This is a genomic window from Aquimarina latercula DSM 2041, assembly GCF_000430645.1.
Classification (GTDB): domain Bacteria; phylum Bacteroidota; class Bacteroidia; order Flavobacteriales; family Flavobacteriaceae; genus Aquimarina; species Aquimarina latercula.
In genome coordinates, this window is sequence record NZ_KE387185.1 from 898,914 (window position 1) to 925,263 (window position 26,350).

A 26,350-nucleotide genomic window follows, 5' to 3' on the forward strand; every position below is an offset into this window, starting at 1 on the left:
GATGAAAATTTTTAGATTTTTTGAAATTGCTTATTTAGCTATTATGTGTTTTTTCCTGTATCAAGCGTATGAAGAATGGGGAAAAGAAGATAGTCGTAGTATTTTGTATCTATGTTTTGCTGGTGTGGCAGTTTTTATGTTTTTCTTCAAAAGAAACTTCAGAAAAAGATTTGATGCCAATAACAAGGACAATAATTAATGGAGCTACAAATTATAGTAATTGTACTTTCTGTTATTCTCTCCGCTTTTTTTTCTGGGATGGAGATAGCCTATGTTTCGTCCAATAAAATTCATATTGAAATAGAAAAAAAACAAGATGGTTTTCTTGCTAATATTTTATCCCGGTTAACCAAAAGGCCGTCTAAGTTTATTGCCACAATGTTAGTAGGTAATAATATAGCCTTAGTGGTATATGGGTTTTACATGGGAGAATTACTCATGGGTTTTATTCAAGGGTATTATCCAGATATGGCACCAAGTTTTAATTTGTTGCTACAGACTATAATTTCTACACTAGTTATTTTGCTTACTGCAGAGTTTTTGCCCAAAGTTTTTTTTCAGATTTATGCCAATACGTTGCTGAAAGTATTTGCGTTACCAGCTTATTTTTTTTATCTATTATTTTGGTTTATATCATCCTTTGTTATTTGGATATCGGATTTTGTCCTTAAGAAATTTCTTAAAACAGATGGGGATGAGGTGCAATTAGCTTTTACAAAAACTGAATTAGGAGATTACATTAATGAACAAATGGAAACTGTCGAAGCACATGATGAAATTGATAGCGAAATTCAGATTTTTCAAAATGCACTTGATTTTTCGGACGTAAAATCTAGAGAGGTTATGATTCCGAGGACAGAAATCATTGCTATAGAAAAATCTCAATCCTTGGAAGAGGTTAGTCAACTTTTTATTGACACTGGTTTATCCAAAGTTTTGGTGTTTAATGCTACTATTGATGATATTATTGGTTATGTACATTCTTTTGAATTGTTTAAAAAGCCGAAGTCTATAAGATCTATTTTGTTGCCAGTAGTTTTTGTTCCAGAAACCATGTATGTTAAAGATGTGCTTAATCTTTTGACTAAAAAACACAAAAGTATTGCTGTTGTGATTGACGAATATGGTGGAACAAGTGGTATTATTACGGTTGAAGATATTGTAGAGGAACTTTTTGGAGAGATAGAGGATGAGCATGATTCTGTAGATCTTATAGAGGAGAAACTAGATGAAAATCATTATCGTTTTTCTGCTAGAATGGAAGTAGATTATATCAATGAAACCTACAAGCTAAACCTTCCAGAAAGTGAGTATTACGAAACACTTGGTGGAATGATAGTTAATCATACAGAAGAAATTCCAGAACGAGGAGATATTGTGAATATTGACTCAGTAATCATCAATATTATTGAAACTTCCAATACTAAAATTGAGATTGTAGAATTAAAAGCCTTGTTAGAGGATTAATGATTCGTAAACAGACGTATATTTGATATCTGTCTTCTTATTATTCTTAATCAATTAGTTTTTTTTCGAAAAGCACTTATCATTATGTTGATAACAAGAAATGCGTGTAGTGTTCTTTTAATCAAATAGATAAGTTTTGTTTTAAGGAGAAATTATTCACTAAAATTAATTGAAAGATCTATTCAAAAATAAAAAGCAAAAAAACTTGTAAAGACTTTCTGTCTTTAATTGGTAATATTCTAATAAAATGGTATTTTCGCCCACTATATTTCAATAAATTAAACTTAAAATGGCAGTTTTAAATAAAATCAGACAACGTTCCGTTTTCTTAATTGTGATTATCGCTTTAGCGCTTTTCTCATTCGTCTTAGCAGATTTGATTAGAAATGGTGGAGCTATTTCTCAAAAAGCAGCAAATATTATTGCTACAATAAATGGGAAAGAAATTGATCGAACTGATTTTGCAAGAAAAGTCGAGACAGCATCTAGAAATTTTGGAGGTAATGGATCAAATTTACAGACTGTAAATTATGTTTGGAATCAAGAAGTTAGACAGATCGTTTTTGATGGACAATTTGAAGAATTAGGAATTAGAGCTGGAGCAGATCAGGTAAATCAATTGTTAGAAGAAGGATTGGCAAATAACCCAACTTTTCAAAACGAAGCTGGAGTATTTGATAAGGCAAAGATGCAAGAATACGTTGCTAGTATTAAAGGAAATCCTGTAGCTTATCAACAATGGACAGACTATAAAATATCTTTGGGTAAAGGAGCTTTAGAAGAAACGTATCTAAATATGATTAAAGCTGGAGTTGGAGTAACTCTTAAAGAGGGAGAGCTAGCTTATAAGATGGAAAATGACGTTGTAGATATAAAATATGTTCAGCTTCCATTTTCTGGAATACAAGACACTGAAGTGAATGTATCTGATGCAGAGATTAAGGCCTATGTAGACAAGCATCCTGACTTATATCAGGCGGACGCTTCTAGAAATATGAGATATGTATTCTTTAAAGAAGAGCCAAGTCAGCAAGATGAAGATCAATTGATAGCAGAGGTAACTAAAGTCATAGAAGGTCTAAAAACTGCAGAAAATATTGAAGAATTTATTAACCTAGATAGTGGATCTGCTTTAAAGTATGAAGACCGTTTTGTTTTTAAGAAAGATTTACCAACTACTGTTAGTGATACTTTATATAATGTTCCGGTTGGAGAGGTTTATGGACCTTATAAGGATGGAAAATACATTAAAATCTCTAAAGTTGTTGCTCAAAAACAGTTACATGACTCGTTAAAAGCCAGCCATATTTTAGTGTCTTGGAAAGGTTTAGGTACAGCTGGTGATACTGAAAGGACTAAGGAAGAAGCAAAAACACTTGCAGATAGTTTGTTAAGTATTGTTAAGACTGATAAAACTAAGTTTGTGACATTAGCAAAAGATTTTTCTGCAGATACTTCTAATAAGGATAAAGGTGGAGATTTAGGTTATTTCCCTCCAGGAAGAATGGTACCGGCATTCAATGATTACATTGTAGATAACAATGTTGGAGATATGGGAGTAGTAGAAACTGCTTTTGGATATCATATCATTACTATTGAGGATAAGAAGAATGAACAAAAAGCTGTTAAGGTTGGGACTATCGCTAGAGAAATTGAAGCTAGTGAAAAAACTATTAACGATATTTTTACGGAAACTACTAAATTTCAAATTGCTACAAAAGATGCAGATTTTGCTGAGAAAGCAAAAGAGAGTGAATATAATGTTCTTCCAGTAAATAAAATAAGTGAGTTAGCAGAAAATATTCCAGGAATTGGTGCACAACGATCAATTGTTCAATGGGCATTTAAGGAAGAAACTAAGGTAGGAGATGTAAAACGTTTTGATGTTACTGGCGGATATGCTGTTGTACAGCTTACGGCAAAAGCATCTAAAGGAATTCAAAAAGTAGAAGACGCAAGTACTTCTGTAAAACCTATCCTTATTAAGGAGAAAAAAGCTGAAATGCTTAAAAAGAAAATTTCAGGAAGTACATTAGAAGATATTGCTAAAAATCAATCTCAAACAGTTAAGACTGCATCTGCATTAAATATGAAAACACCTACGATAAGTGGAGCGGGAACAGAGCCTAAAGTTGTTGGTGCTGCATTTGCTTTAGAGAGTGGTCAAGTTTCTGAACCAATTGTTGGGAATAATGGAGTTTATGTGGTTTCTGTAACAAAGAAAACTCCTGCTAGCGGATTAGATACCTATATGAGTTATGCTGCGCAAGAATCTAAGACACAAGCTAACGCAGTTAATTCTAGAGTGTTTAATGCTTTAAAAGAAGCAGCTGATATAGAAGATAAAAGAGCTAACTTCTATTAATAAAAGATTTAGTAAGAAGATATTTTAAATAAAAAAATCCTGAAGAAATAATCTTCAGGATTTTTTGTTTAGTATGATTAAATTTTAAGGTATTATTTTCGCACTTTTTGTTCCCATTTCCAGGCAGAAGATAATGCTTCATCTAGACTGCTCTTAGCGTTCCAGCCCAATTCGTTATTTGCTTTGTCTGTATTTGCATAAGCAGCAGTAATGTCACCTTCTCTTCGGTCTACAATTTTGTAGTTTAATTTCTTATCAGATACTTTCTCAAATGACTGTATAACCTCTAGCACAGAACTACCAGTTCCTGTTCCTACATTAAATACCTCATAATTAGAAGTGTTATTATTTTTTATTAGACGTTCTAAAGCTACTACATGTGCTTTTGCAAGATCTACTACATGTATATAATCTCTTATGCAAGTTCCGTCTTCCGTAGGATAATCATCACCAAAAACCGAAAGTTGTTCTCTAAGTCCAATTCCTGTTTGAGTAATAAACGGAACTAAGTTTTGCGGAACCCCAATTGGTAATTCTCCAATCTCTGCAGAAGGATGGGCTCCAATAGGATTAAAATAACGCAATGCGATCGCGTTTAAGTTTGGTTTTACTTTACAAGTATCTTTTATAATTTCCTCACCTATTTGTTTTGTATTTCCATATGGAGATTCTGCGGTTTTAACAGGAGCATTTTCGGTAATAGGTAGCTCATCTGCTTGTCCATACACAGTGCAAGAAGAACTGAATATAAAACTAGTTCGGTCTTTTTTTTGTAATTCTTTAAGAATATAAACTAGAACACTTATGTTGTTTTCATAGTATAATAAGGGGTTTTCTACACTTTCTCCTACAGCTTTCGAAGCAGCAAAATGAATAATTCCTTCAATATCAGCGTGGCGATTAAAAAAATCTTCAACTTTATCCTTTTCTCTAAGATCGAAATTTTCAAAAATAACTTCTTTCCCTGTAATAGTTTTAATGCCCTTTAAAACTTCTGCAGTAGAGTTTGAGCAATTATCGATAATGACTACATTATATCCTTCATTTTGTAATTCTACAACGGTATGCGATCCGATAAACCCCAATCCACCGGTAACTAGTATTTTCATTTTTTTGTTTTCAAGAGTTTTTACTAAAGTATATTGTAAAGTTACTACAATATGATATATAACTAAAAATAGATTAGGAATAAGTTTTAGTAATTAGAAAATCAAATATGTACTCACTACTAAAGCTGTAATAATCCCTCCAGTGATCAAGGCATATTTCCAAGGAGTAGTGTCTATAACATCCGTGGTAATAGGTGTGTAAATTTCTGTTTTTGGTTTTAGTACTCCAATGATCAGCATGATAATTACATTGATTACAAATAAGATACCCATAATATGTAAAAAATGAGGATATGCTTCAGCTTTTATAATGGCTAATTGATCTACATCTGTAATGCCATTAATAGAAGCTTCTACTAAGGCTTCATTTGTAAAATAAGGGCCAAGAATGAGTAAACTTATTAAGTACATAAGTACTCCTGCAATTAGGACTATTTTAGCACCGATAGCAGGAACTTTTTTTGTTAAAATACCAATGATAACAACCGCCAAAATAGGAACACTTAAACTTCCTAATGCCTGTTGAATATAGGAAAATAATCCTTCAGGAGCATTTGCTATAAATGGTGCAATCGTCATGGAAATTATGGCTATAATAAGTCCAAATAGTTTTCCAGCTTTTACTGTTTGAAGTTCATTAGCATTAGGCTTAAAGAATTTTTTGTAAAGGTCAAATCCAAATAGTGTGGCGCTGCTATTTAATAAACTATTAAAAGAACTTAGAACAGCTCCAAAAAGAACAGCGGCAAAAAAACCAAGTAACGCAGGAGGAAGAACTTTTCGCACTAATTCTGGATAGGCTTGATCCGCAGAATCAAGTTCTCCATTAAAAACATTCCAAGCAATAATTCCAGGAAGCACAACAATTATTGGTATCAAAAATTTTACAAAGGCAGCAAGCATCATACCTTTTTGCCCTTCTTTTAAGCTTTTAGCGCCAAAAACACGTTGTAATATAGATTGATTTGTTCCCCAATAATACATTTGAGCAATCATCATTCCTGTAAAAATAGTTCCTACTGGGATTGATGAAGTAACTCCTCCAGTTACATTAAATTTATCTCGATTTTCTGTCCACAAAGTTTGTACACCATTCATCATGTTTCCATCACCAATTAACTTCAATCCGAAATATGGAATGAATAATCCGCCTATTAATAAACCTATTGCATTTATAAGATCCGACACGGCAACAGCTTTTAATCCTCCAAAAATTGCATATATAACCCCAATCAATCCAATGCTCCATACACAAAGCGAAATAGTAGCAGATTGGGATAGATTTAATAAAGATGGTAAATCAAACATAGTGCTAAATGCTAGTGATCCAGAATAAAGGATTGTAGGTAGCAACACAATACTAAACGCAATTAAAAATAAAACAGATAGTATTGCTTTTGTGTTTTCGTCAAAACGTTTTTCTATAAATTCTGGAATGGTGGTAATACCAACTTTCATGTATTTTGGTAATAACCATATAGCTGTAAGTATCATAGCAATAGCAGCTAGTGTCTCCCAAGCCATTACCAGAATACCTTCTGTAAATGCTTGACCATTTAAGCCAACAATTTGTTCTGCCGATAAATTGGTAAGTAATAATGAACCTGCAATAGTGATAGCACCAAGACTTCTGCCTCCTAAGTAATACCCATCAGCAGATTTTTCGTCTGTACTCCGAGTTTTCCACCAAGCATATATTGCTACAAGTAATGTAAATCCGATAAATGATAATATGCCCATACAAGTTTTGTGTTAAATTGATAAATCAGATGATTATATGTTTTTAATTTAAGCAATTTCGTGCTCATAATAAGTGGATGCATCTTGTAATAACAAATCTAGGTATTCATTTTCCTTTGCCAGACGTTGTTCATCCCAATGTAAATATTTTATAAGATCCTCTTGTACTAATGATCGATATTGACGAACACTATTAATATCAAAATAGAGTCTACCGGTTCGTCGCACAAAAAAATCTGCCAAACCGTTTATCATCTCATGATGTACGCCATACCAAACTTCTGATCGTATTAATTTTTCTTCAATAGAATCGTTTAGAAAGTAACCAACTTTATTAATGATAGTATTTGCTTGTTTACCATATGTAGTGGCTAAATACCATCCGTAGTATTCATCCTGTATATTTAGATCTTTTAGCTGTTGATTAATTTGTAGAAGATATTTTTCCACTTCTTCAGTATCTTTTAATGGATCATTAGTAAGTGGTATATTTTGTGTATGTGATTTTGAGAATTGTTCTCTTTTTTTGGAGCTCATTGTTTTAAGAACTGCATCAATAACACGTTGCGCCATTTTACGATACCCTGTTAATTTTCCTCCAGCTATTGAAATCAATCCTGTTTTAGAAATAAATATCTCATCTTTTCTGGATAATTCTGAAGGGTCTTTGCCGTCTTCGTGTATCAGTGGTCGCAGTCCAGCCCAGTTAGACTCTATATCATCTATTGTGAGTTGCACAGAAGGGAACATATTATTAACCGCGTCTAATAAGTATTGAGCATCTTCTTGTGTAGCTACTACCCGGTTTAAATTAGCCTTGTAGTTGGTATCCGTAGTTCCTACATATGTTGCGCGACCTCTGGGGATAGCAAAAATCATTCTTCCATCGGATACGTCAAAATAGATAGATTGTGTAAGAGGAAATCGTTCTCGTGAAAAAACAATGTGTACACCTTTTGTAAGGTGTAAATACTTGTTATTCATAGAGTGATCTTTTTCTCTTAATAAATCCACCCAAGGACCTGCTGCAGAAACATAGTTTCTGGATTTTATAGTTATTTTTTTATTCGAATTATATTCTAAACACTCTAAACTTTTTATTTTTCCTTCAGTATCATAGTTAAAGGTTGTCATTTCGCAATAATTGATGATGTTTGCTCCATATGAAGCTGCTTTTTTAAGAAGCTCTACGGTAAGTCTCGCATCATCTGTACGATATTCTGCATAATAACCACCTCCAGTAAGTCCATTTTTATTTAATAAAGGTTCCTTGGCAATTGTTTCTTCAATACTTAGCATTTTTCGTTTGTCATCTCCTTCTACATTTGCTAAAAAATCATATACTTTTAATCCAATCGCAGTCATCATCTTTCCATACGTACCACCTTCTATTAATGGTAATAACATTTTTTCTGGAACGACTAAATGGGGGGCAAGTTTATGAACCATAGCACGCTCACTTCCTGATTCTTTTACCAAACCTATTTCCATTTGTTTTAGATATCGTAGTCCACCGTGAATCAGTTTTGTAGACTTATTACTGGTTCCGGATGCAAAATCGTTTTTTTCTACCAGGCATACTTTTAAGCCTCTCGAAGCTGCGTCTAAAGCAATTCCGGCTCCGGTCACACCACCACCAATAATAAAGAGATCATATTTGGTAGTTTGTGCTTTTTGTAATTGTATGTGTCGGTCTAGAATAGAAAAACGTATAGGACCTTGTTCTTTTACAGATAGCATTTTTGCATTGGTAGATTTTGTGCGTTCTACTGCGTCCTTCCATCCACTATATTTTCTACTCCTTTCGTGTTCATTAATCTGGGGTTTAAACTTAGTATCGACAATTCTAATTCTGGAAATGTCTTTTTTAGTCCAAACCCCAGCTTTTATTCCTGCCAGGAATGCAGCACCAAGTGCTGTAACTTCTAACATTGCTGGTCGATCAACCTCTACATTGAGGATGTCAGCCTGAAATTGCATCAAATAGTTGTTAGCAGATGCGCCTCCATCTACTTTAAGTTCTTTCATTAGCTTACCACTATCTTCGACCATAGCATCTAATACATCACGAGTTTGGTAGGCTAAGGCATCTACAGTAGCTTTTATAATTTCATTTTTACCGGAATCCAATGTTAGTCCATATATTGCTCCTTTAGCATTCATGTCCCAATAAGGAGCTCCAAGACCGGCAAAAGCGGGAACAACGTACAAACCTTTAGAAGAGGGAGTAGATATACAGATCTCTTCTGTTTCAGAAGCTTTAGAAATGACTTGCAATTTATCACGAAGCCATTGTACAGAAGCACCCCCTACGAAAACACTACCTTCGAGCGCATATTTGATATTATCTTCAGGAAGACTACAACATAAAGTTGTTAATAAGCCATTCTTAGAATGGTAGGCTTTTTTTCCTGTATTTAATAATAAAAAACAGCCTGTGCCATAGGTGTTTTTAGCAATTCCTGATTTATAACCACCTTGGCCAAATAAAGATGCTTGTTGATCTCCGGCAACTCCATATATCGGAATCTCTTTTCCTTGATAAGAAATATTTCCAAAGTCTGATGATGAATATTGAACTTTGGGTAACATTTCCTTAGGAATGTCTAGTGCATTTAACATAGTTTCATCCCATTCTAATCGTATGATATTATATAACATTGTTCGAGATGCGTTGGAATGATCCGTCACATGTCTTGATCCATTTGTAAATTTCCAAATTAGCCAGGTATCAATTGTACCAAATAGCAGATCTCCTTTGTTAGCTTTTTCTCTTGCCCCTTCTACATTGTCTAGAATCCATTTTAATTTTGTGCCAGAAAAATAAGAGTCAATTACCAAACCGGTGTTCTTAGAAACATAATCTTCTAAACCAATAGACTTAAGATTTTTACAAATGTTAGAAGTTCTTTTGTCTAACCAAACAATAGCGTTATGTACTGGTTTCCCTGTAGTTTTATCCCAAACAACTGTTGTCTCTCTTTGATTGGTGATTCCAACACCAGCGATTTGATCAATACTTATTTTAGATGTAGCTAATACTTCTTCAAAAACGTTTTTTTGATGTTGAAAAATTTCTTCAGGATCATGTTCTACCCATCCAGATTGAGGATAATGTTGTGTTAGTTCTTTTTGAGAGATGCCACAAATACTGCCATTATTATCAAAAATAATAGCTCTAGTACTAGTTGTTCCTTGATCAAATGCAATGATATATTTTTTATCCATCAGTGATAGTTGACTTTATTTTTATATACTTTCTTGGTTGATGATTTCTTTGTGATCTTCTAAAAAAACAATGTTATTTTTAGAAGATTGGTCAATTGATTATAAATATCTGAATTATTAAAGCAATTGAAAAGATAATTACGAACTAAAAAAAATGCAATCGTTTGTATTATTTTTTATAAGGTATATTGATGATTTTATTGATTTTTTTAATGAAATCATTTAAGATCCGGTGTTTTTTTCTAATCTAATCAATCCACAAACTGGAGCTTTTATCTGAACTACTCCAATGAGAATCATTAAGTTACATTCGTGTGTTATTTTTCCTGTACAATCGTAAGTCGTACAATGATATGCTCCATAATTTTTATCACTGTTTAGCACAATTTTAGTAACTAATTGACCATTGATGATGTCAATTTTATTTGTAATTTCATTAAAATCAACTATATAGTTATCAAACACTCCTATAATTGTATGATCATTTAGAGAAGATTTGAGTATTGGGTAATTAGCCAAAGGTTTTTGTGGTATAAAGTTTCCTTTAAGAAAAATCTGTGAATGATTTCTCCAATAATGAGTATAAAAATGTATCATAGATAATTCTTCTGATGTTGCTTCTTGTAGTAATACAGAAAGTTGTGGAACTCCAAATAAAATATTTACCAGTTGTAATGCTTTTATTTCTAGAGGTTCCTCTTTATGATAGGTAAACATATCACTGTGTACAGCAGTATCTCCACAAATCATCTTGATATCGGTGATACGTACGCGATTCATTAAAGAATCACCTGGGCAATCAAAAGCCCTAAACATATTTCCATATTTTCGCATGGCTGGACCGGTATATTTTTGACGAAATTCGATTACAACTTCTTGATTGATTGCGTGTAGGGAACTTATGATGTCGGTCATTAATCGATCAACAGCTAGATTTACGGAGGAATAGTCTCTTCCGTTTTCTTTGGTTAGTTTGGTGCTAGGGTATACTTTGAATTCATCAATAAAATCTAGTTTGAATCCATCAATTCCCCACATGTTTAAGGCATTTACATATAAATTTATTAGGTATTCTCTTACTTCTGGATATCTTGGGTCAAATACGGGAGCCCAACGATGTTCTTCTGTAAGGAATTTACCTTTAAATTTTTTATAAGCTTCTGATTTTTTACCACAAAAAGGAACAGAATACCATAAAGCTAATTTCATTCCTGTAGCGTGAATTTTGCTCACAAAATGTTTCATTTTAGGAATTCTTTCTGGATACCAATCTCCAGTATAATCATATCCTCTATTTTCATCCTTGGTTTGCCATCCATCATCAATGATTATTAGTTCATACCCTAAATCAGATGCAATTTTACACTCCTCAATAAGGGTTTCTATATTTAGTTTTTGATGGAACTGGTACCAAGTAGAATAAACAGGGACTTTTGCTAAATCAGGGACCGTAACTGGGGTAAGATTTTCGAAACTTTCCCACCATTTCCCTACGTTTTTTAGAGATTCTGAAAAAGATTGATCACTTTGATCTATTCTTAGTTGTGCATTGTAATTAGAAATTGAATGATGTCTTTCTGTAAAAAACGATATGTGACAATAGATACAGTTATCTTCTTCTCGATATAAGGCATTAAGTTTTTTGGTGTTTATTGCATCAGAACAAGCAAAGGTGATAACGTTGTTGTCGTCATGGCCAAATAATGAAATTACTGGAGAATCAACAGAAATTCTTGATTCCATATGATCCAATTCCCAATCATCCATGATTCTTTTTGCAAAATCAGTAGTAGGTTTCCAAACACCTTTGATATTAACCGCGGGAATCTTCCATTTAAAGGTTACCGTTTGGGGTGTAAATGTAGTTATGGATGTGAAATTTATATTATATATAGTGACTCCATTTTGTTCTTCAAGTAGCGTTATGTCAACTTGAAAATCTTTGGACTCTTGTATTACCTCGATATTATGAGTAATTACTTCTTTCATTCGTTTTTATTCTTTATTATTTGGTAAAATCAGTTTTTTGCCAAAGCATTTCTTTTTTTACTCTGTATTCGATATACCATTGTACTATCATTATTTTGTGTAGCAAGAATTAATTTTTCATTGTTCCTGTTTTGCATAGAAATAATATGATTAGATTGTTTGGGGACAAGAAACCCTGTCTTATTATTCTTTGTAGGGATGAAACCTTTTTCTGATCCCTTTAAATAGATTCCTATTATGGCATCGTGTCTGCCATAACTTGCTTCTGCGGAATAATCATTCCCCACAATCAACACATCTTTAAAACCATCCTGATCAATATCCTCTACAAGAAAATTATTGATAGGAGATTGTTGACAAGGTTCAGGTAAAAACTTGACTTTGAAAGTATTGTTACCTATGTTTTCTGCATAAATAGATTGAAATATATGAGCGCTAAAAGTTTCTTCTTCTAAATTATTAATATTCAACAATTCCTTAAAATTAGCTTTAGCAAATTCATTATACGTTGGGTATTGTTTCTTTAAACTCACTAATTGTTTCATGACGTCGTCCCTAGTGTGAATTGGTTGCAATGATAATCCATTAGATGTCTTGAAATACTGCGCTAGCAAGGGGTCAATACTTCCGTTATTGTCAAAATCTTTTTTGTACACATATACGGCTTGATTAAACATTGGCTTGATGTATCCGTTGATACCTTGATTACCTGCAAGTATATCTTGATCACCATCGTTATCAATATCTGCCAGTGTAATACTGTTCCACCAACCAGACATATTCAATGTGTTTCCTTGCGTATCTATCCATTTTATAGGAATTTCTTTTGCTTTGTTTGTATCGATTTGATATATAGAAATTGGCATCCACTGTCCAACTACAATAAGTTCCTTAGTTTTATTATTGTTAATATCCGCCCAGGTAGCATCTGTTACTATTCCTGATCCAGAAAATGGAATGTTGTTGTTTATGGAAAGATTGCCTTTTTGATTAGTGATTAAATAGCTAGGAGTAGAAAGTGGATATTTCCCTGTTAATACACTGCCTCCAACAAAAATATTTTGTATACCCGTATTATCAGTGTTGTCTGCTGTCACACAAGCTGTATTTGTTATTATTTTGGAAAGAGTTTTAGTTTCACTTATTAAAAAAGAACCAGTTCCGTCATTAATGTATATTCTGTCTTTTAATAGTTCGTCATTATTTCCAGCATCAGTTCCACCACTACCGATGTACAAATCTTTGTCTCCATCATAATCTATATCAATAAATAAAGCCGCAGTATCTTCGTATTTAGTGTCAAATTTCTGCTTAGGTTTATAAACACCATTTTGGTTTTCGCTAAAAAGAGTGCCAGAAAAACCTTTACTGCCACCAATAAAGATTTCTTCACCTTGTTTATTGTCTACGTTTTCACTTATAATGCATGGACCCAAAGAATTAAATTGATGACTTAATAAGGATTGTTGTAGGTAGTCATTTAAATAGTTTTCGGTATGTGCAAATGAAAAGGTACTGATATCTTTTTGAAATAAAAGATCAGTTTCTTTTTCTGAAGGATTATCAAAAGAATTTTGATGATTAATAATTATAAGTTGGTTCGATGGAATATCTTTTTTATAACTAATAGCACCATTAGGCCATAGTATCTTTAATGAATCAACTTTTTCTGAATGCAAACCAAAGTGAATAATTGGCTCTACAGAAGATAAATATCCTTTGATGGTGGATTGATATTGTGTTTGTTTAGTACCATTATCCCACAAGGTAATTTTTGCCCCAATTCCATTTTTATTTTTATCTGTTCCTTTTAGTTGTACTCTTAAAAACTTCTTGTTTTTTTCCGATATATGATTTTCTAGTATAAATGCAGGACTATTTATATTGTTTACGATTAAATCTAAATCTCCATCTTGATCTAAATCCGCGTAGGCGGAGCCATTAGAGTAGGAATTTTTCTCATCTATCCATTGAGAGGAAACATCGGTAAATTGAGCATTACCTTTATTTTCATAGATTACATTCGGAAGATGAATTCCTGGAAGTTGTTCAATTAGATTTTTGGATTTTTCTTTTCTAGCATTTGGTGTTCCAAAGATGTTATTATGTCCAGAATAATTAATAAAATCAAGATCTGTAATGTCTTTAACATAACCATTTGTAATGTAAATATCTTTATTTCCATCATTATTGTAGTCTGCAATTAGTGGTGCCCAACTCCAATCTGTACTGGCAATGCCAGAAGCGAATCCAATTTCTGATGCTGGTAATATTTGACCTTTGATAAGGCCATTATGAATTTGAAGTGTATTGTGAACATATTGCGGAGTATATCCATTTCTTTTGGATAATAAATATTTATCATAATTGTTAGAAGCTAACATTTTCTTTTGTCTCTGATAATCATTAGGCAACATGTCTACCACCATAATATCCGGTAATAAATCATTATTAATATCTGCTACATCAACTCCCATTGCATTATAGGTTTGTTTTGATAAAACCTGTTGGTTCATTTCGCTAAATCCAAGATGAATTCCGTTACTGTTTTTACCCTTATTGATGTACAAAAGGTCATTGGTAATAAAATCATTACTAATGTAGATATCGGGTAAATTATCGTTATTAAAATCATTAATAGCTACTCCTAATCCAAATCCTTTATGAGTGATACCCATACTATCTGAGACGTTAGAGAAAAATATTTGATTCGTATTTTTTAAAGTTTTGTTTTCTAATAAGTAATCGGATAAATGTTTAGGTTGATAAATTTTGGGTATAGGAGTATTTCGATCTCTTTTGGTATTACCATTATGAACAATATATGCATCTAAATCGCCATCTAAATCATAATCAAAAAAAACAGTTTGTTGGCTATAACTGCCATCATCTAGTCCATAGATTGAAGCTTGTTCTTTAAAATAAGGGATTCCCTTCTTACTTAAACCTTGGTTTATAAACAATAGATTATTACAATCATTATTACAATTACTTCCACCAACATTAAGATAGATGTCATCCAACCCATCCGCATTGATATCTATAATACTTACCCCGGTTATCCATGAATTTGTTTTAAAATTAGATTCGATAGAAATATCTTTAAATTTTAAATTACCTAGATTTAGATATAACTTGCTAGTTACTTGATTTCCGGTAAAAATAATATCTGATAGTCCGTCTTGATTAAAATCACCAATACCGACACCACCACCATTATAGCAGTATTGAAAATCTATAACATTGATATTATCATTTTCGGTGATTGTATTTTGGAAAAGAATACTACTGTGCGAAGATGGTACAAGAGTGAATAGAGTATCTTTTGGCAATCGTTTTTTGCAACCAAAAAATAACAGAATTAATATGATATGGATTACATTTTTTTTCAAAAAGATAGTATTAGATTTTCAAGACCAAGCAAACCCAAGTAAGGGTTTGCTTGGTTGACTAAAACAATAAACAACAATTAATCAGATAGGTTTAGTAACCATCATTTTGTTTCAAGTTAGGGTTGGCTTGTAATTCTGGTAATGGAATCCATAAACGTTCATCTTGTCCAGTAGTAAATACAGCTGCTGGCCCTGCAAGAGATTTAGGATGACGACCTGCAGATATAGTTGAACCAGGACCTAATATATCATCCGCTAGTTCCCAGCGTACTAAATCGAAAAAACGATGGCCTTCTCCTGTTAATTCCATAATTCGCTCATCTATAATGGCTTGTTCTACTTGTTCTTTAGATAAAGTATTAGGTAATAAAGAAATCTGTGCACGTTCTCTTACTTGATTAATAAACGGTATAGCATCTGATGTACCTCCATTTTCATTGAGAGCCTCTGCTAACATTAATAATACGTCAGCATAGCGTATGATTCTCCAGTTAGTTCCTAGTGTGTGTCCAAAACCAGGGATTTCTGCACTAGACATACCTTCATCCAAACCTGCATATTTCCTAGAAAATAATGCTGGAACTCCTAGATTCTCTGCAATTTCTATACTTGAAGCAAAATCATCTGTAAATGGTGCCCCTCCATATCCTGTGGCACCTGGATAATCAAAAGCAATTGTTTTGTTTCTTCTTACGGTGTCTCCATTATCGTCGAAAACTTGAAGAATATGTGGATTTATGACATGACCTTGATCTAAACTTACATGAGGGGGAGAATAATCAATATACCAATTGGATTGCGAGCCAGTAAGTGGCGAATCTGCTCCCCAAACAAAGTTGTCTTGTCCAACATACTGAAGTTCGTAGACAGATTCTGAATTATTTTCTACTGAAGAATTAGATGAAAAGTTATCGCCGTAATTATTTGAAGGTAGTAAAGAATATCCTAGACTAGTTACTTCTGTAAAATCTGTAACAGCATTTGCCCAATTTTCCATATATAAATATGTTTTTCCTCTTAAGGCTAGTGCTGCTCCTCTTGTGGGACGGCCTAAATCATCTGCTCCCCAGGATTGCGGAAGTCTGTTTACCGCTTCAGTAAGGTCTGCGATAATAGCTTCATTAAACATTGAAGGTGTAGCATTAGCTGGGAAAAATTCTTCCGGATTTTGTGTGTCTGGTGTTTGCATAACAAGTGGAGGGGTTCCAAAGAGATTTAATAAATACCAATTACAGAATGCGCGCTGAAAATGTGCTTGTCCCAAAATTTCATTTTGAACGTCTCCAGATAACACATTATTTTCTGCATCTTCTTCAATAATTCTATTGGCCCTAGCAATAGATTGATACAATTGAGGATACAAGTCTACTGCCCATCTAGAAATACCTGGTTGCCCTTCTAATGTAGACATCGTTGTATTTTGTTGGAATGGGATTACATTATAAGCATCCGATCGTAGCATAGCACCTGTATGAATAACTCGTCCCCAAAATAATACAGCAGTTATTGGGTGATACATGCCGTTTACAGCAAGTCTGAAGTCATTTTCGGTCTGAAAAAACTCAGGTTCTGCTACATTATTCGGATTAGAAATATTAAGATCTTCTTCGTTACAACTATAATATATTACTACAAAAAGTAATAACATTATGAAAGGGAATAGTTTTTTAATGGTTTTCATATCGTATTCTTTTTTTTGTTTTTAAAATGACATTTGCACCCCAATGGTAAACGTACGAGGTCTTGGTTGTGCTCTTACATCTAATCCTCTATCGAAAACAGAATCGGCACTTGTAAGTGGTGTAAAACCAAAGAAACCACGATTGGTTCCTAAACCACTGTTGTTAGATCCAATTTCTGGATCATATCCAGAATAATTTGTAATCGTGAAAACATTCTGAACGTTTGCAAATAATCTAGCATTAGAGATCCATTCTTTTCCAATAAAGTTGCTAAAATTGTATCCTATTTCTAACGTTTTAAGTCGGAAAAAAGAACCATCTTCTACGAAGAAATCGGATGGGAGCTGGTTTCCTGCGGTATCCTGTGTAGTTACTCGAGGAAGATTTGTATTTGGGTTAGCTGGAGTATAAGCATCTCTTACAATTCCCAGTTTATTGTCATCTAAGAAAAAATATCCAAAGAACTTGGTAACATTATAAATCTCGTTTCCTTGAACTCCATTAAAAAAGGCTCCAATATCCCAGTTTTTATAATTTACAGATAAGTTAATTCCATATGTAAAATCTGGAGTTGGATCACCTAAATATGTTTGATCCTCATCATTGATAATACCATCATTATTTATATCTACACGTCTAAAATCTCCAGGTCGTAACAATGCTCTGCGATCAGGATCATTAGCTAAAAAAGGATCGTTATCAATTTCTGCTTGGTCATTATAGATTCCGTCTGTTTCAAATCCAAAGAAGAATCCTAATGGTTGTCCAACTTCAAAACGATTTGCTCTTAATCCTTCTTCGTTATATGAAGGACCTACAATTGGATTTGGAGAATCCGTAAGTTCGTTTTGGATTGCGGATAAATTAACCCCTATGTTAAAGGTTAAGTCTCCACCCTTATCGTGGGTGTAGGCTGCTTCGAACTCAAAACCTTTGTTGTCAATAGATGAAGCATTTTGAAATACAGGGTTTACTGATCCATTAGAATCTGGTATAGCAACCGCCTGAATTACATCCTCATTATCTCGATTAAAATAATCTAAACTTAGTTTTAAACTATTGTTTAACAGGGAAGTGTCTAAACCAAAATTAATGGTTTTAGATGTTTCGAAACTTAATGTAGGATCTACTAAACTGGTAATTGCGAATCCGGGAATCTGTCCAGAAGAACCACCAACAGTAATTGGAGAATTGGGTTCTACTACGGATTGATTCGAAAAAGGATCTACATTTTGAGAACCTAATTCGCCATATCCAGCTCTAAATTTGAGGGAGTTGAAAAGACCATCTTGATTAAAGAAATTTTCATCACTAATAACCCATCCAACTGAGAAAGAAGGAAATGTACCTGTGTTAAATCCATCAGCAAAAAGAGAAGTTTTATCTCTACGAACAATAGCAGTGAACAAATATTTTTGATTATAATTATAATTTACACGCCCAAAATAGGAGAAAAGTTTATTATCAAAACGTCCTCCACCAGAGTTTATAATATTGTCAGTAAACTGTGCTATATTAGTAATGTTGTTGCTAGGCAAGCCTTCTGCGTAAATAGCAAGTGTGTTTCTGGTGATATCCTGACGAGCGCTTCCGACAAGAATATCTAGGTTATGTTCTCCAATGCTTTTTTTATAGTTAAGCGTGGGTTCTACGTTTATAGCATAGCGTTCTCCTCTTACTTCAGTTAAATCATTAAGGGGGTTTGCATTAGTTTCACTATCTATATTACTTTGAAAAAATGTAGGTTGAAATGTGTTTCTATAAAAACTAGTATATTCGGTTCCTACATTAAGCTTAGCAGTAAGTCCTTCTATAATTTCATATGAAAAATTCATATTTCCTAGAAAATTACGCTCTGTATTTTGATCATTTACTAGTTGTGCATTGGCAAATTTATTGGTTCCTCCAATTCCAAAAATAGGATCACTAATAGCTTCAAATCCACCTTCGTTTTCTGGAGCAAAAGGACGAATTATTGGAACTGTTCCTCCTTGATTTCCAAAAGCGTTATTACGAGTAAATCTATTTTCAGAAAATCCAAAAGATTCCTGAATTTTAAGTTTACCTATTTTAAATTCACTATTAAGGCGGATATTTTTGCGATTAAATTCTTCACTAATTAATAATCCCTCCTCATCGTAATAATTAGCGCTAAAAAAGTATTTTGAATTTTCGCCACCACCAGATATATTAAATCCAAAATCTTGGATGGTACCAGAGTTTATGCTTAAATCTTGAAAATCTGTATTGATTCCTGGATCAGGAATATTACCATCAAGACCATCATTAATTCTACGTTGGTTAAGAAATGCTATATACTCAGGACCATTAAGTAAATCAAGTTTTCTAGATTGAGTATTAACTCCACTTCGGACATCAATATTTACTACGGGAGAAGAGTTTTGTTTACCCCTATTGGTGGTAACTATAATTACACCATTTGCGGCACGGGAACCATATATTGCAGCGGATGTCGCGTCTTTTAATACTTGAAGATTTACAATGTCTTTTGCGTTTAAAAAATTTATATTGTCAGAAATAGCACCATCAACAACATATAATGGAAAAGAGTTAGTTAAAGAACTTACACCACGTACAAAAACATTTGCAGGGCTACCAGGTGCACCACCAGCTGTTTCTACCTGAACTCCAGCAAGCTTACCTTGTAAAGCTGAGGTTGGGTTTGCTGTAACAACTTGGACAATATCTTCGGATTTAATTTGAGATATTGCTCCTGTAACATCTCTCTTGGATTGGGATCCATATCCTACAATAACTATCTCATCAAGAGCAGCAGAATCCTCTTCGAGCGTAATGTTAATAATAGTTTGTCCATTTACTGGTATTTCGGTAGTTAAAAAACCAACATAACTAAATATTAGAGTAGCATCGTTGGCAACGTTGCTTAGGGTATACTTACCATCAAAATCTGTAGTGGTACCATTATCAGTCCCTTTTACTAAGATGTTTACTCCTGGTAAAGGACCGTTAGGTTCATTGACTGTTCCGGAAACAGTTTGCTGGGCGCTAACAAAGGTAGTTGTTAGGCCGATGAGTAGTATCATAATACGATTAAATACTTTTCGCTCCATATGATTTGTGTTTGTTAATAGAATTTTTCTGAATTGAGTGATAGATGAGTATATCTTATTATGCTATGATACACTATGCTACTATGCAAATGTAAAATATTTATTTTTATATCAAAATATAAAATCATAATTTTTTGAATTATTTGTACTTAAATAGCTTAAAAAATACGAATATGTCACATTGGTTCTTTGGGTGGTATTAAAGAATCCATTATGAGGTAGGAACCAGAATGTATCAATTACAACGAATCGGGTTCATTGTAAGTTCCAGAAGAGTAGGAGTTCTATAGAGAGTTGCGTTGTCTCAGATATGTAGGAACAATTTCTTGAATGGTTTTTCCTTCTTTTACGAAGAGTGCTGCTTTTTTGGCAATTTCTGCAAAATCAGTAGAAATTGTTGTAATTCCTCCAAATGCAATTTCTTTTACAATATTATCATCGTGAGCAAGAATACCTATATCAGCTCCAATTCGATATTCCATTTTTCGCGCATCTTTTAATACCTTCCATAATTGAGTGTCACTTATAGAAAAATACGCAGTACTTTTTTTAAGAGTATTAGGTTCATAACCAGTTAAAACTTCCCCATTTATCTTAAAATCTTTTACATAACGGTTAAACGCAAATAGGATTTCTGGAGGGAAATCTGAATTTTTCTTAAAGAACAATACGAATTTATTGTACTTTTTAATTTGAGGAGTAAGCTCTACTAGTTTTTGATAGGTTACTTCTTCAAACTCTTGAGAAACATAAGAATAGTCTTTAGGCATTTTTAAATAACGATCCACAATTAATAGGCGATCAGAAGGTATTTGTTTCATCATCGATGGAACTTCTTTTTCTTGTATTGGAGCAATAACATACATACCATATTTACGAGAAATATTATCTAATATCGTCTTAAGTAGCGTTAGATTATTGTGGTGAAAGAAAATATCAATGTGATATTTTTTACCAAGCTCTTTTCTAAAGGTGTTATAAAAATCTTCTTGGAAACTATGAAACGCAAATAAAATTAGAGCTACTTTTAATTTTACATTCGTTTCTTCACTAATAATATAGTATCCTTTAAGGTTTTTAGATTCTACTAATCCTCGTTCTTTTAGTTCGGTATATGCTTTTACAAAGGTTTTTCTTGCATATCCAATTTCGGCTACCATTTCATTAATAGAAGGTAGTTTATCTCCTACTTTTAGTATTCCAGAATCAATGGCATCGGTTATTCCATTAACGATTTGTTCGTGCTTGGATAAGGTATTTATATCCTGAAGGTCGTGTATTTTTTGAAGTAACGATGACATATCAATTGAAAATTATAGCATCCCTAAATTTAAACTTAAATACTAGATTTCAAAATTATATCTTGATCGTTACCATCTCTTATCAGATATTTCGTCAAATTTTGACAAGAGCATGCAATCAAAGAAACTTGATTCTGTTACGTAAAATTGTTTTCTTACAATACTCTTACTACAGTATTTTTGCGACTTCTTGGTTTACGAATTCTAGAAATCTTTCATCCTCTTCTGTAAAAGGATTGGGAGTTTCTGAATCAATATCTATTTGTCCAATATTTTCTCCATCTTTAAATAAAGGGATAACAATTTCAGATTTCACAGTAAAACTACAAGCGATATAATTATCTTGAGCCTGAACATCTGGAACTACAAAGTTTTCATTAGATACAGCTACCTGACCACAAATCCCTTTTCCAAAAGGTATGATTTCGTGATCGGTCTCTTCACCAACATAAGTTCGAAGTTTTAATTCTTCTTTATCACCATTTTTAAAATAAAAACCTACCCAATCATAGTATTCAATAGTATCACTTAATAATTGACATATTTCGTGTAATCTATCTGTAACCGAGTTATCATTATTCTTGAGTATGTCAACAACCTTTGGTTTTAATTCTTTAAATAGCATTCCTTACAATTTTTCGGCAAAAGTATTTAAAATATTTAAAATTGTCTGATTTTTAGTGTGGTATTGTTTTGTTAAAAGTTTCTAAGGAAAATGCAAAAAAAAGACTATTCTTTAAATATTATGTATTTTTGATGTTAGAATGAAAAAGAGTTTTCAGAAAATAGTATCAATGTCTTTAGCATGTTTAGTGTTATTGTCTACGTTGTCATTTACTGTAGAGAAGCACTATTGTGGTCGATTTTTAGTGGATGTTGCCGTGTTTTCGAAAGCTAAAGATTGCGGGATGGAAATGATGAATCATTCCTTAGATCACAATATAGAAATAAAGAAAAAGTCTTGTTGTAAAAATGAAGTAATCGTTGTAGAAGGTCAAGACGAGCTTAAGATTTCCTTTGATCAGATTGATTTTCCTCAAAAAATGATTTTCATCTCATTTTTCAATTCTTATCAACACCTCTTTGTTCCAAAAAAAGAGAACAACCTGATTTTTAAAGAATATTCTCCACCCGAAAGGATTACAGATTTTTTTATTCTTTACGAGACATATCTCATTTGATTTAGAGTATTGTTATTGTTTGCTAGTCGTAATCATATAGAATTATTGTTAGCAAAAAAGTTGTTGAGTTCACTGTAGTGAAATCAATTGACGTTATTAATAATTACTAAATCTCATTAAGTATGCTGAATAAAAGCATCAAGTTTTTAATAGAAAACAAATTAATAGCAGTTTTATTACTATTGATTTTAATAGGTTGGGGTCTTATTCATTCACCATTCCAATCGAATTTAGGTTTTTTACCTAATGATCCTGTAGCTGTGGATGCAATACCTGATATTGGAGAAAATCAACAGATTGTTTTTACCAAATGGGATGGAAAATCCCCTCAGGATATAGAAGATCAAATTACTTATCCATTAACGACTTCTTTACTCGGTCTGCCTGGGGTTAAAACAATTCGTAGCTCTTCTATGTTCGGTTTTTCTAGTATCTATATCATTTTTGAAGAAGATGTAGAATTTTATTGGAGTCGCAGTCGAATTCTAGAAAAGCTAAATTCTTTGCCGAATGATTTATTGCCTAACGAAGTGAATCCGTTATTAGGACCTGATGCTACCGGCCTTGGACAAATTTTTTGGTATACCCTAGAAGGGCGAGATGAAAAAGGAAAGGTAACAGGAGGTTGGGATCTTCAAGAATTACGAAGTATACAAGATTATTATGTAAAATATGCGTTATCATCGGCTGGCGGAGTTTCTGAAGTAGCATCGGTAGGAGGATACGTTCAGGAATATCAGGTGGATGTAGATCCAGAATTGATGAAGCAATATAATATCGGATTACATCAGATAGTGAAAGCTGTAAAAGAAAGTAATCGAGATATTGGAGCACAAACATTAGAGATTAATCAAGCCGAATATCTGGTAAGAGGGTTGGGGTATGTTAAGTCTATTGCTGATATAGAAAATGCAGTTGTCGCTTCAGAAAGTTATACAGCGATCCGGATAAAAGATATAGCTAAAGTTTCTCTCGGACCATCTACCAGACGAGGAATTTTGGATAAAGAAGGAGCAGAAGTAGTGGGAGGAGTTGTAGTTGCAAGGTATGGCTCAAACCCTATGGAAGTTATTACTAATGTAAAAGATAAAATAAAAGAATTAAGTTCAGGATTACCGTCTAAAGTACTTAGTGATGGTCGTACTTCTAAATTAACTATTGTTCCTTTTTATGATAGGACTGAGTTGATTAAGGAAACTCTAGGCACGCTAAATGAAGCGCTAACATTAGAAATATTAATTACAGTCTTGGTAATCATTCTTATGGTCTTTAATATTAGAGCTTCTGTTTTAATTTCAGGATTATTACCCGTAGCAGTTTTGATGGTTTTTATTACGATGAAAATCTTTGATGTAGAGGCTAATATTGTTGCATTATCCGGTATAGCGATTGCTATTGGTACTATGGTTGATGTTGGAGTAATTCTTTCAGAAAATATCATAAGACATCTTGATGATAATAAAAATAACTTATCAATTAATACTGTAGTATATAATGCAACTAGTGAAGTTTCTGGAGCTATATTAACAGCTGTTTTAACTACTATTATAAGTTTTATTCCTGTTTTTACTATGGTAGGAGCAGAAGGAAAACTTTTTCGTCCATTAGCTTTTACAAAGACGATGGCACTTGTATCATCAATCATTATAGCACTTTTTTTGATACCACCTTTTGCTGCATTTTTATTTAAACAACGATCTACTAAAAAAGTTATAGGGTATGTTTTTAATACGATATTAATTATCTCAGGTATTGTAGCACTTTATTATGGAATTTTATTAGGTCTTGTTCTTATAGCATTTGGTGTAACTAAATTGTTACAGTTTGTATTACAACTTGCTACAGATAGAATAAATAAAATCCAGATTATTATTTCTGGAATCACTATTGTTTTTCTTTTAGCAGTGTATTGGAGACCATTGGGAGTAGAAAAGAGTGTTTTTTGGAATGTAATCTTTGTTGGTTTTATCTGTTTTGGATTACTAGGTTTATTTGGTATGTTCAGAAAGTACTATGTAAAAATTTTAAATTGGGCATTGTGTAATAAGCTAGTATTTATGTTGTTGCCAATGACTTTAGTAATAGTAGGTGTTGTTATAATGAAAAATACCGGTAAAGAGTTTATGCCTTCTTTAAATGAAGGTTCATTTCTTTTAATGCCTACATCATTGCCGCACGCTGGAGTAGAAGAAAATAAAAGAGTATTGCAACAACTAGATATGGCGGTAGCCACAATTCCTGAGATAAAAACTGTTGTTGGTAAGGCAGGAAGAACAGAATCAGCATTAGATCCTGCTCCTTTATCCATGTATGAAAATATAATTCTGTATAAATCAGAATATGTATTAAATGATAATGGAGAACGACAGCGATTTAAAGTCAATGAAGATGGTTTATTCGAGCTTAGAGATGGTCGATTTGTAGGAAACGCCAAAGCTAAAAAAGATCAATTAATCCCTGATGAGAATGGAGAATATTATAGAAACTGGAGGTCACAAATTAAATCTCAGGATGATATATGGAAAGAGATTGTTAGTGTCACAAATCTTCCAGGAGTAACTTCAGCTCCAAAATTACAGCCTATAGAAACCAGATTGATAATGCTACAAACTGGGATGAGAGCCCCAATGGGAATTAAAGTAAAAGGGCAAAATCTCAAAGAGATTGAAAATTTTGGTATTCAGCTAGAAGAAATTTTAAAACAAGTAGAAGGAGTTAAAAATGAAGCAGTTTTTGCCGATAGAATTATAGGAAAGCCTTATTTATTAATTGATATAGATCGTGATCGGATTGCTCGATACGGAGTTTCTATTGAAGGGGTTCAAAGAGTATTGCAAGTTGCATTAGGTGGAATGATGCTTACCCAAACGGTGGATGGAAGAGAACGTTATGGAATTAGAGTTCGCTATCCAAGAGATTTGCGATCCAATCCAGAAGATCTTAAAAAGATATATATACCAGTTTCAAAAGGTAATCCAATTCCATTAAGTGAGTTGGTAACTATTAGATATGAACAAGGACCACAAGTAATAAAGAGTGAGGATACGTTTCTTATTGGATACGTATTATTTGATAGGCAGAAAGCGTATGCAGAAGTAGATGTAATACAAAATGCGCAAGAATTAATTCAGGAAAAAATTAATAAGAGAGAACTTGTGATTCCAAAAGGAATCAATTATCAATTTACAGGGACCTACGAAAATCAAATACGAGCTGAGAAAACATTATCTTTTGTTATTCCATTGGCGTTGGTAATTATTTTCTTGATTTTGTACTTTCAGTTTAGATCCGTGACTACATCTCTTATGGTTTTTACGGGAATTGCGGTTGCTTTTGCTGGTGGTTTTTTAATGATTTGGTTATATGGTCAAGATTGGTTTTTTAATATTAATTTCTTTGGAGATAATTTAAGAGATTTGTTTCAGATGCAAACAATTCATTTAAGTGTGGCAGTTTGGATTGGGTTTATTGCTTTATTTGGTATTGCTACAGATGATGGAGTTGTTATGGCAACTTATTTGACACAAACTTTTAAAAGAAATAAACCAAAAACATTAAATGATATTAGATCTTCTGTAATAGAAGCAGGTGAGAAAAGAATACGGCCTTGTTTGATGACAACAGCCACTACCATTTTAGCATTATTGCCAATATTAACATCAACCGGAAGAGGAAGCGATATTATGATTCCGATGGCTATACCTAGTTTTGGAGGTATGTTAATAGCGTTAGTTACATTATTTGTGGTACCAGTTTTATTTAGTTGGAGAGCAGAGTTTTTATTAAAAAAAGAAAAATAGCATA

At 33.0% G+C, this 26,350-nt stretch carries 14 protein-coding genes; 5 read left to right on the top strand and 9 right to left on the bottom strand.

Annotated elements, in window-relative coordinates; translation table 11 throughout:
* The first annotated feature begins 1 nt into the window (after position 1).
* The 3 genes from H526_RS0121770 (at position 2) to H526_RS0121780 (ending at position 3,832) form a co-directional block, all read left to right on the top strand.
* On the top strand, positions 2-199 hold the full coding sequence (locus H526_RS0121770) for a hypothetical protein (protein ID WP_081415691.1): 198 nt from the start codon (positions 2-4) through the stop codon (positions 197-199).
* On the top strand, positions 199-1,467 hold the full coding sequence (locus tag H526_RS0121775; protein ID WP_027394977.1) for a hemolysin family protein: 1,269 nt from the start codon (positions 199-201) through the stop codon (positions 1,465-1,467). Before H526_RS0121770 ends, H526_RS0121775 begins: the two co-directional genes overlap by 1 nt.
* Before the next feature lie 289 nt (positions 1,468-1,756).
* Positions 1,757-3,832: a peptidylprolyl isomerase gene (locus tag H526_RS0121780; protein WP_027394978.1), complete on the top strand. Its 2,076-nt coding sequence runs from the start codon at positions 1,757-1,759 to the stop codon at positions 3,830-3,832.
* 92 nt (positions 3,833-3,924) lie between these two features.
* On the opposite strand, the gene galE is transcribed toward H526_RS0121780, so the two are convergent.
* From galE to H526_RS0121825, 9 genes are all read right to left on the bottom strand, one after another.
* Positions 3,925-4,941 (bottom strand): UDP-glucose 4-epimerase GalE, encoded by a 1,017-nt coding sequence (gene galE, locus H526_RS0121785; protein ID WP_027394979.1) that lies wholly within the window; start codon positions 4,939-4,941, stop codon positions 3,925-3,927.
* A 93-nt stretch (positions 4,942-5,034) separates the two neighbouring features.
* Positions 5,035-6,681 carry a solute:sodium symporter family transporter gene (locus H526_RS0121790; protein WP_027394980.1) on the bottom strand — a complete coding sequence of 549 codons (1,647 nt, stop codon included), beginning with the start codon at positions 6,679-6,681 and terminating at the stop codon, positions 5,035-5,037.
* Between the two features lie 48 nt (positions 6,682-6,729).
* On the bottom strand, positions 6,730-9,909 hold the full coding sequence (glpK, locus tag H526_RS0121795) for a glycerol kinase GlpK (protein ID WP_027394981.1): 3,180 nt from the start codon (positions 9,907-9,909) through the stop codon (positions 6,730-6,732).
* A gap of 222 nt (positions 9,910-10,131) precedes the next feature.
* On the bottom strand, positions 10,132-11,898 hold the full coding sequence (locus tag H526_RS0121800) for a glycoside hydrolase family 36 protein (RefSeq protein WP_027394982.1): 1,767 nt from the start codon (positions 11,896-11,898) through the stop codon (positions 10,132-10,134).
* A gap of 29 nt (positions 11,899-11,927) precedes the next feature.
* Positions 11,928-15,290, bottom strand: a complete 3,363-nt coding sequence (locus H526_RS0121805) for a VCBS repeat-containing protein (RefSeq protein ID WP_035086208.1) — start codon at positions 15,288-15,290, stop codon at positions 11,928-11,930.
* A 91-nt stretch (positions 15,291-15,381) separates the two neighbouring features.
* On the bottom strand, positions 15,382-16,971 hold the full coding sequence (locus tag H526_RS0121810) for a RagB/SusD family nutrient uptake outer membrane protein (RefSeq protein WP_027394984.1): 1,590 nt from the start codon (positions 16,969-16,971) through the stop codon (positions 15,382-15,384).
* 21 nt (positions 16,972-16,992) lie between these two features.
* Positions 16,993-20,064, bottom strand: coding sequence for a SusC/RagA family TonB-linked outer membrane protein (locus H526_RS0121815; protein ID WP_027394985.1), 3,072 nt, complete (start codon positions 20,062-20,064; stop codon positions 16,993-16,995).
* Positions 20,065-20,348: 284 nt separating this feature from the next.
* Positions 20,349-21,365 carry a GntR family transcriptional regulator gene (locus H526_RS0121820; protein WP_027394986.1) on the bottom strand — a complete coding sequence of 339 codons (1,017 nt, stop codon included), beginning with the start codon at positions 21,363-21,365 and terminating at the stop codon, positions 20,349-20,351.
* A 169-nt stretch (positions 21,366-21,534) separates the two neighbouring features.
* Positions 21,535-21,990 (bottom strand): GAF domain-containing protein, encoded by a 456-nt coding sequence (locus H526_RS0121825; protein ID WP_027394987.1) that lies wholly within the window; start codon positions 21,988-21,990, stop codon positions 21,535-21,537.
* 139 nt (positions 21,991-22,129) lie between these two features.
* Between H526_RS0121825 and H526_RS0121830 the strand changes: the two genes are divergently transcribed.
* Positions 22,130-22,546 (top strand): HYC_CC_PP family protein, encoded by a 417-nt coding sequence (locus tag H526_RS0121830; protein ID WP_027394988.1) that lies wholly within the window; start codon positions 22,130-22,132, stop codon positions 22,544-22,546.
* A 122-nt stretch (positions 22,547-22,668) separates the two neighbouring features.
* A complete protein-coding gene (locus H526_RS0121835) occupies positions 22,669-26,346 on the top strand; it encodes an efflux RND transporter permease subunit (protein WP_027394989.1) in 3,678 nt (1,225 codons plus the stop codon).
* The last annotated feature ends 4 nt before the right edge of the window (positions 26,347-26,350 follow it).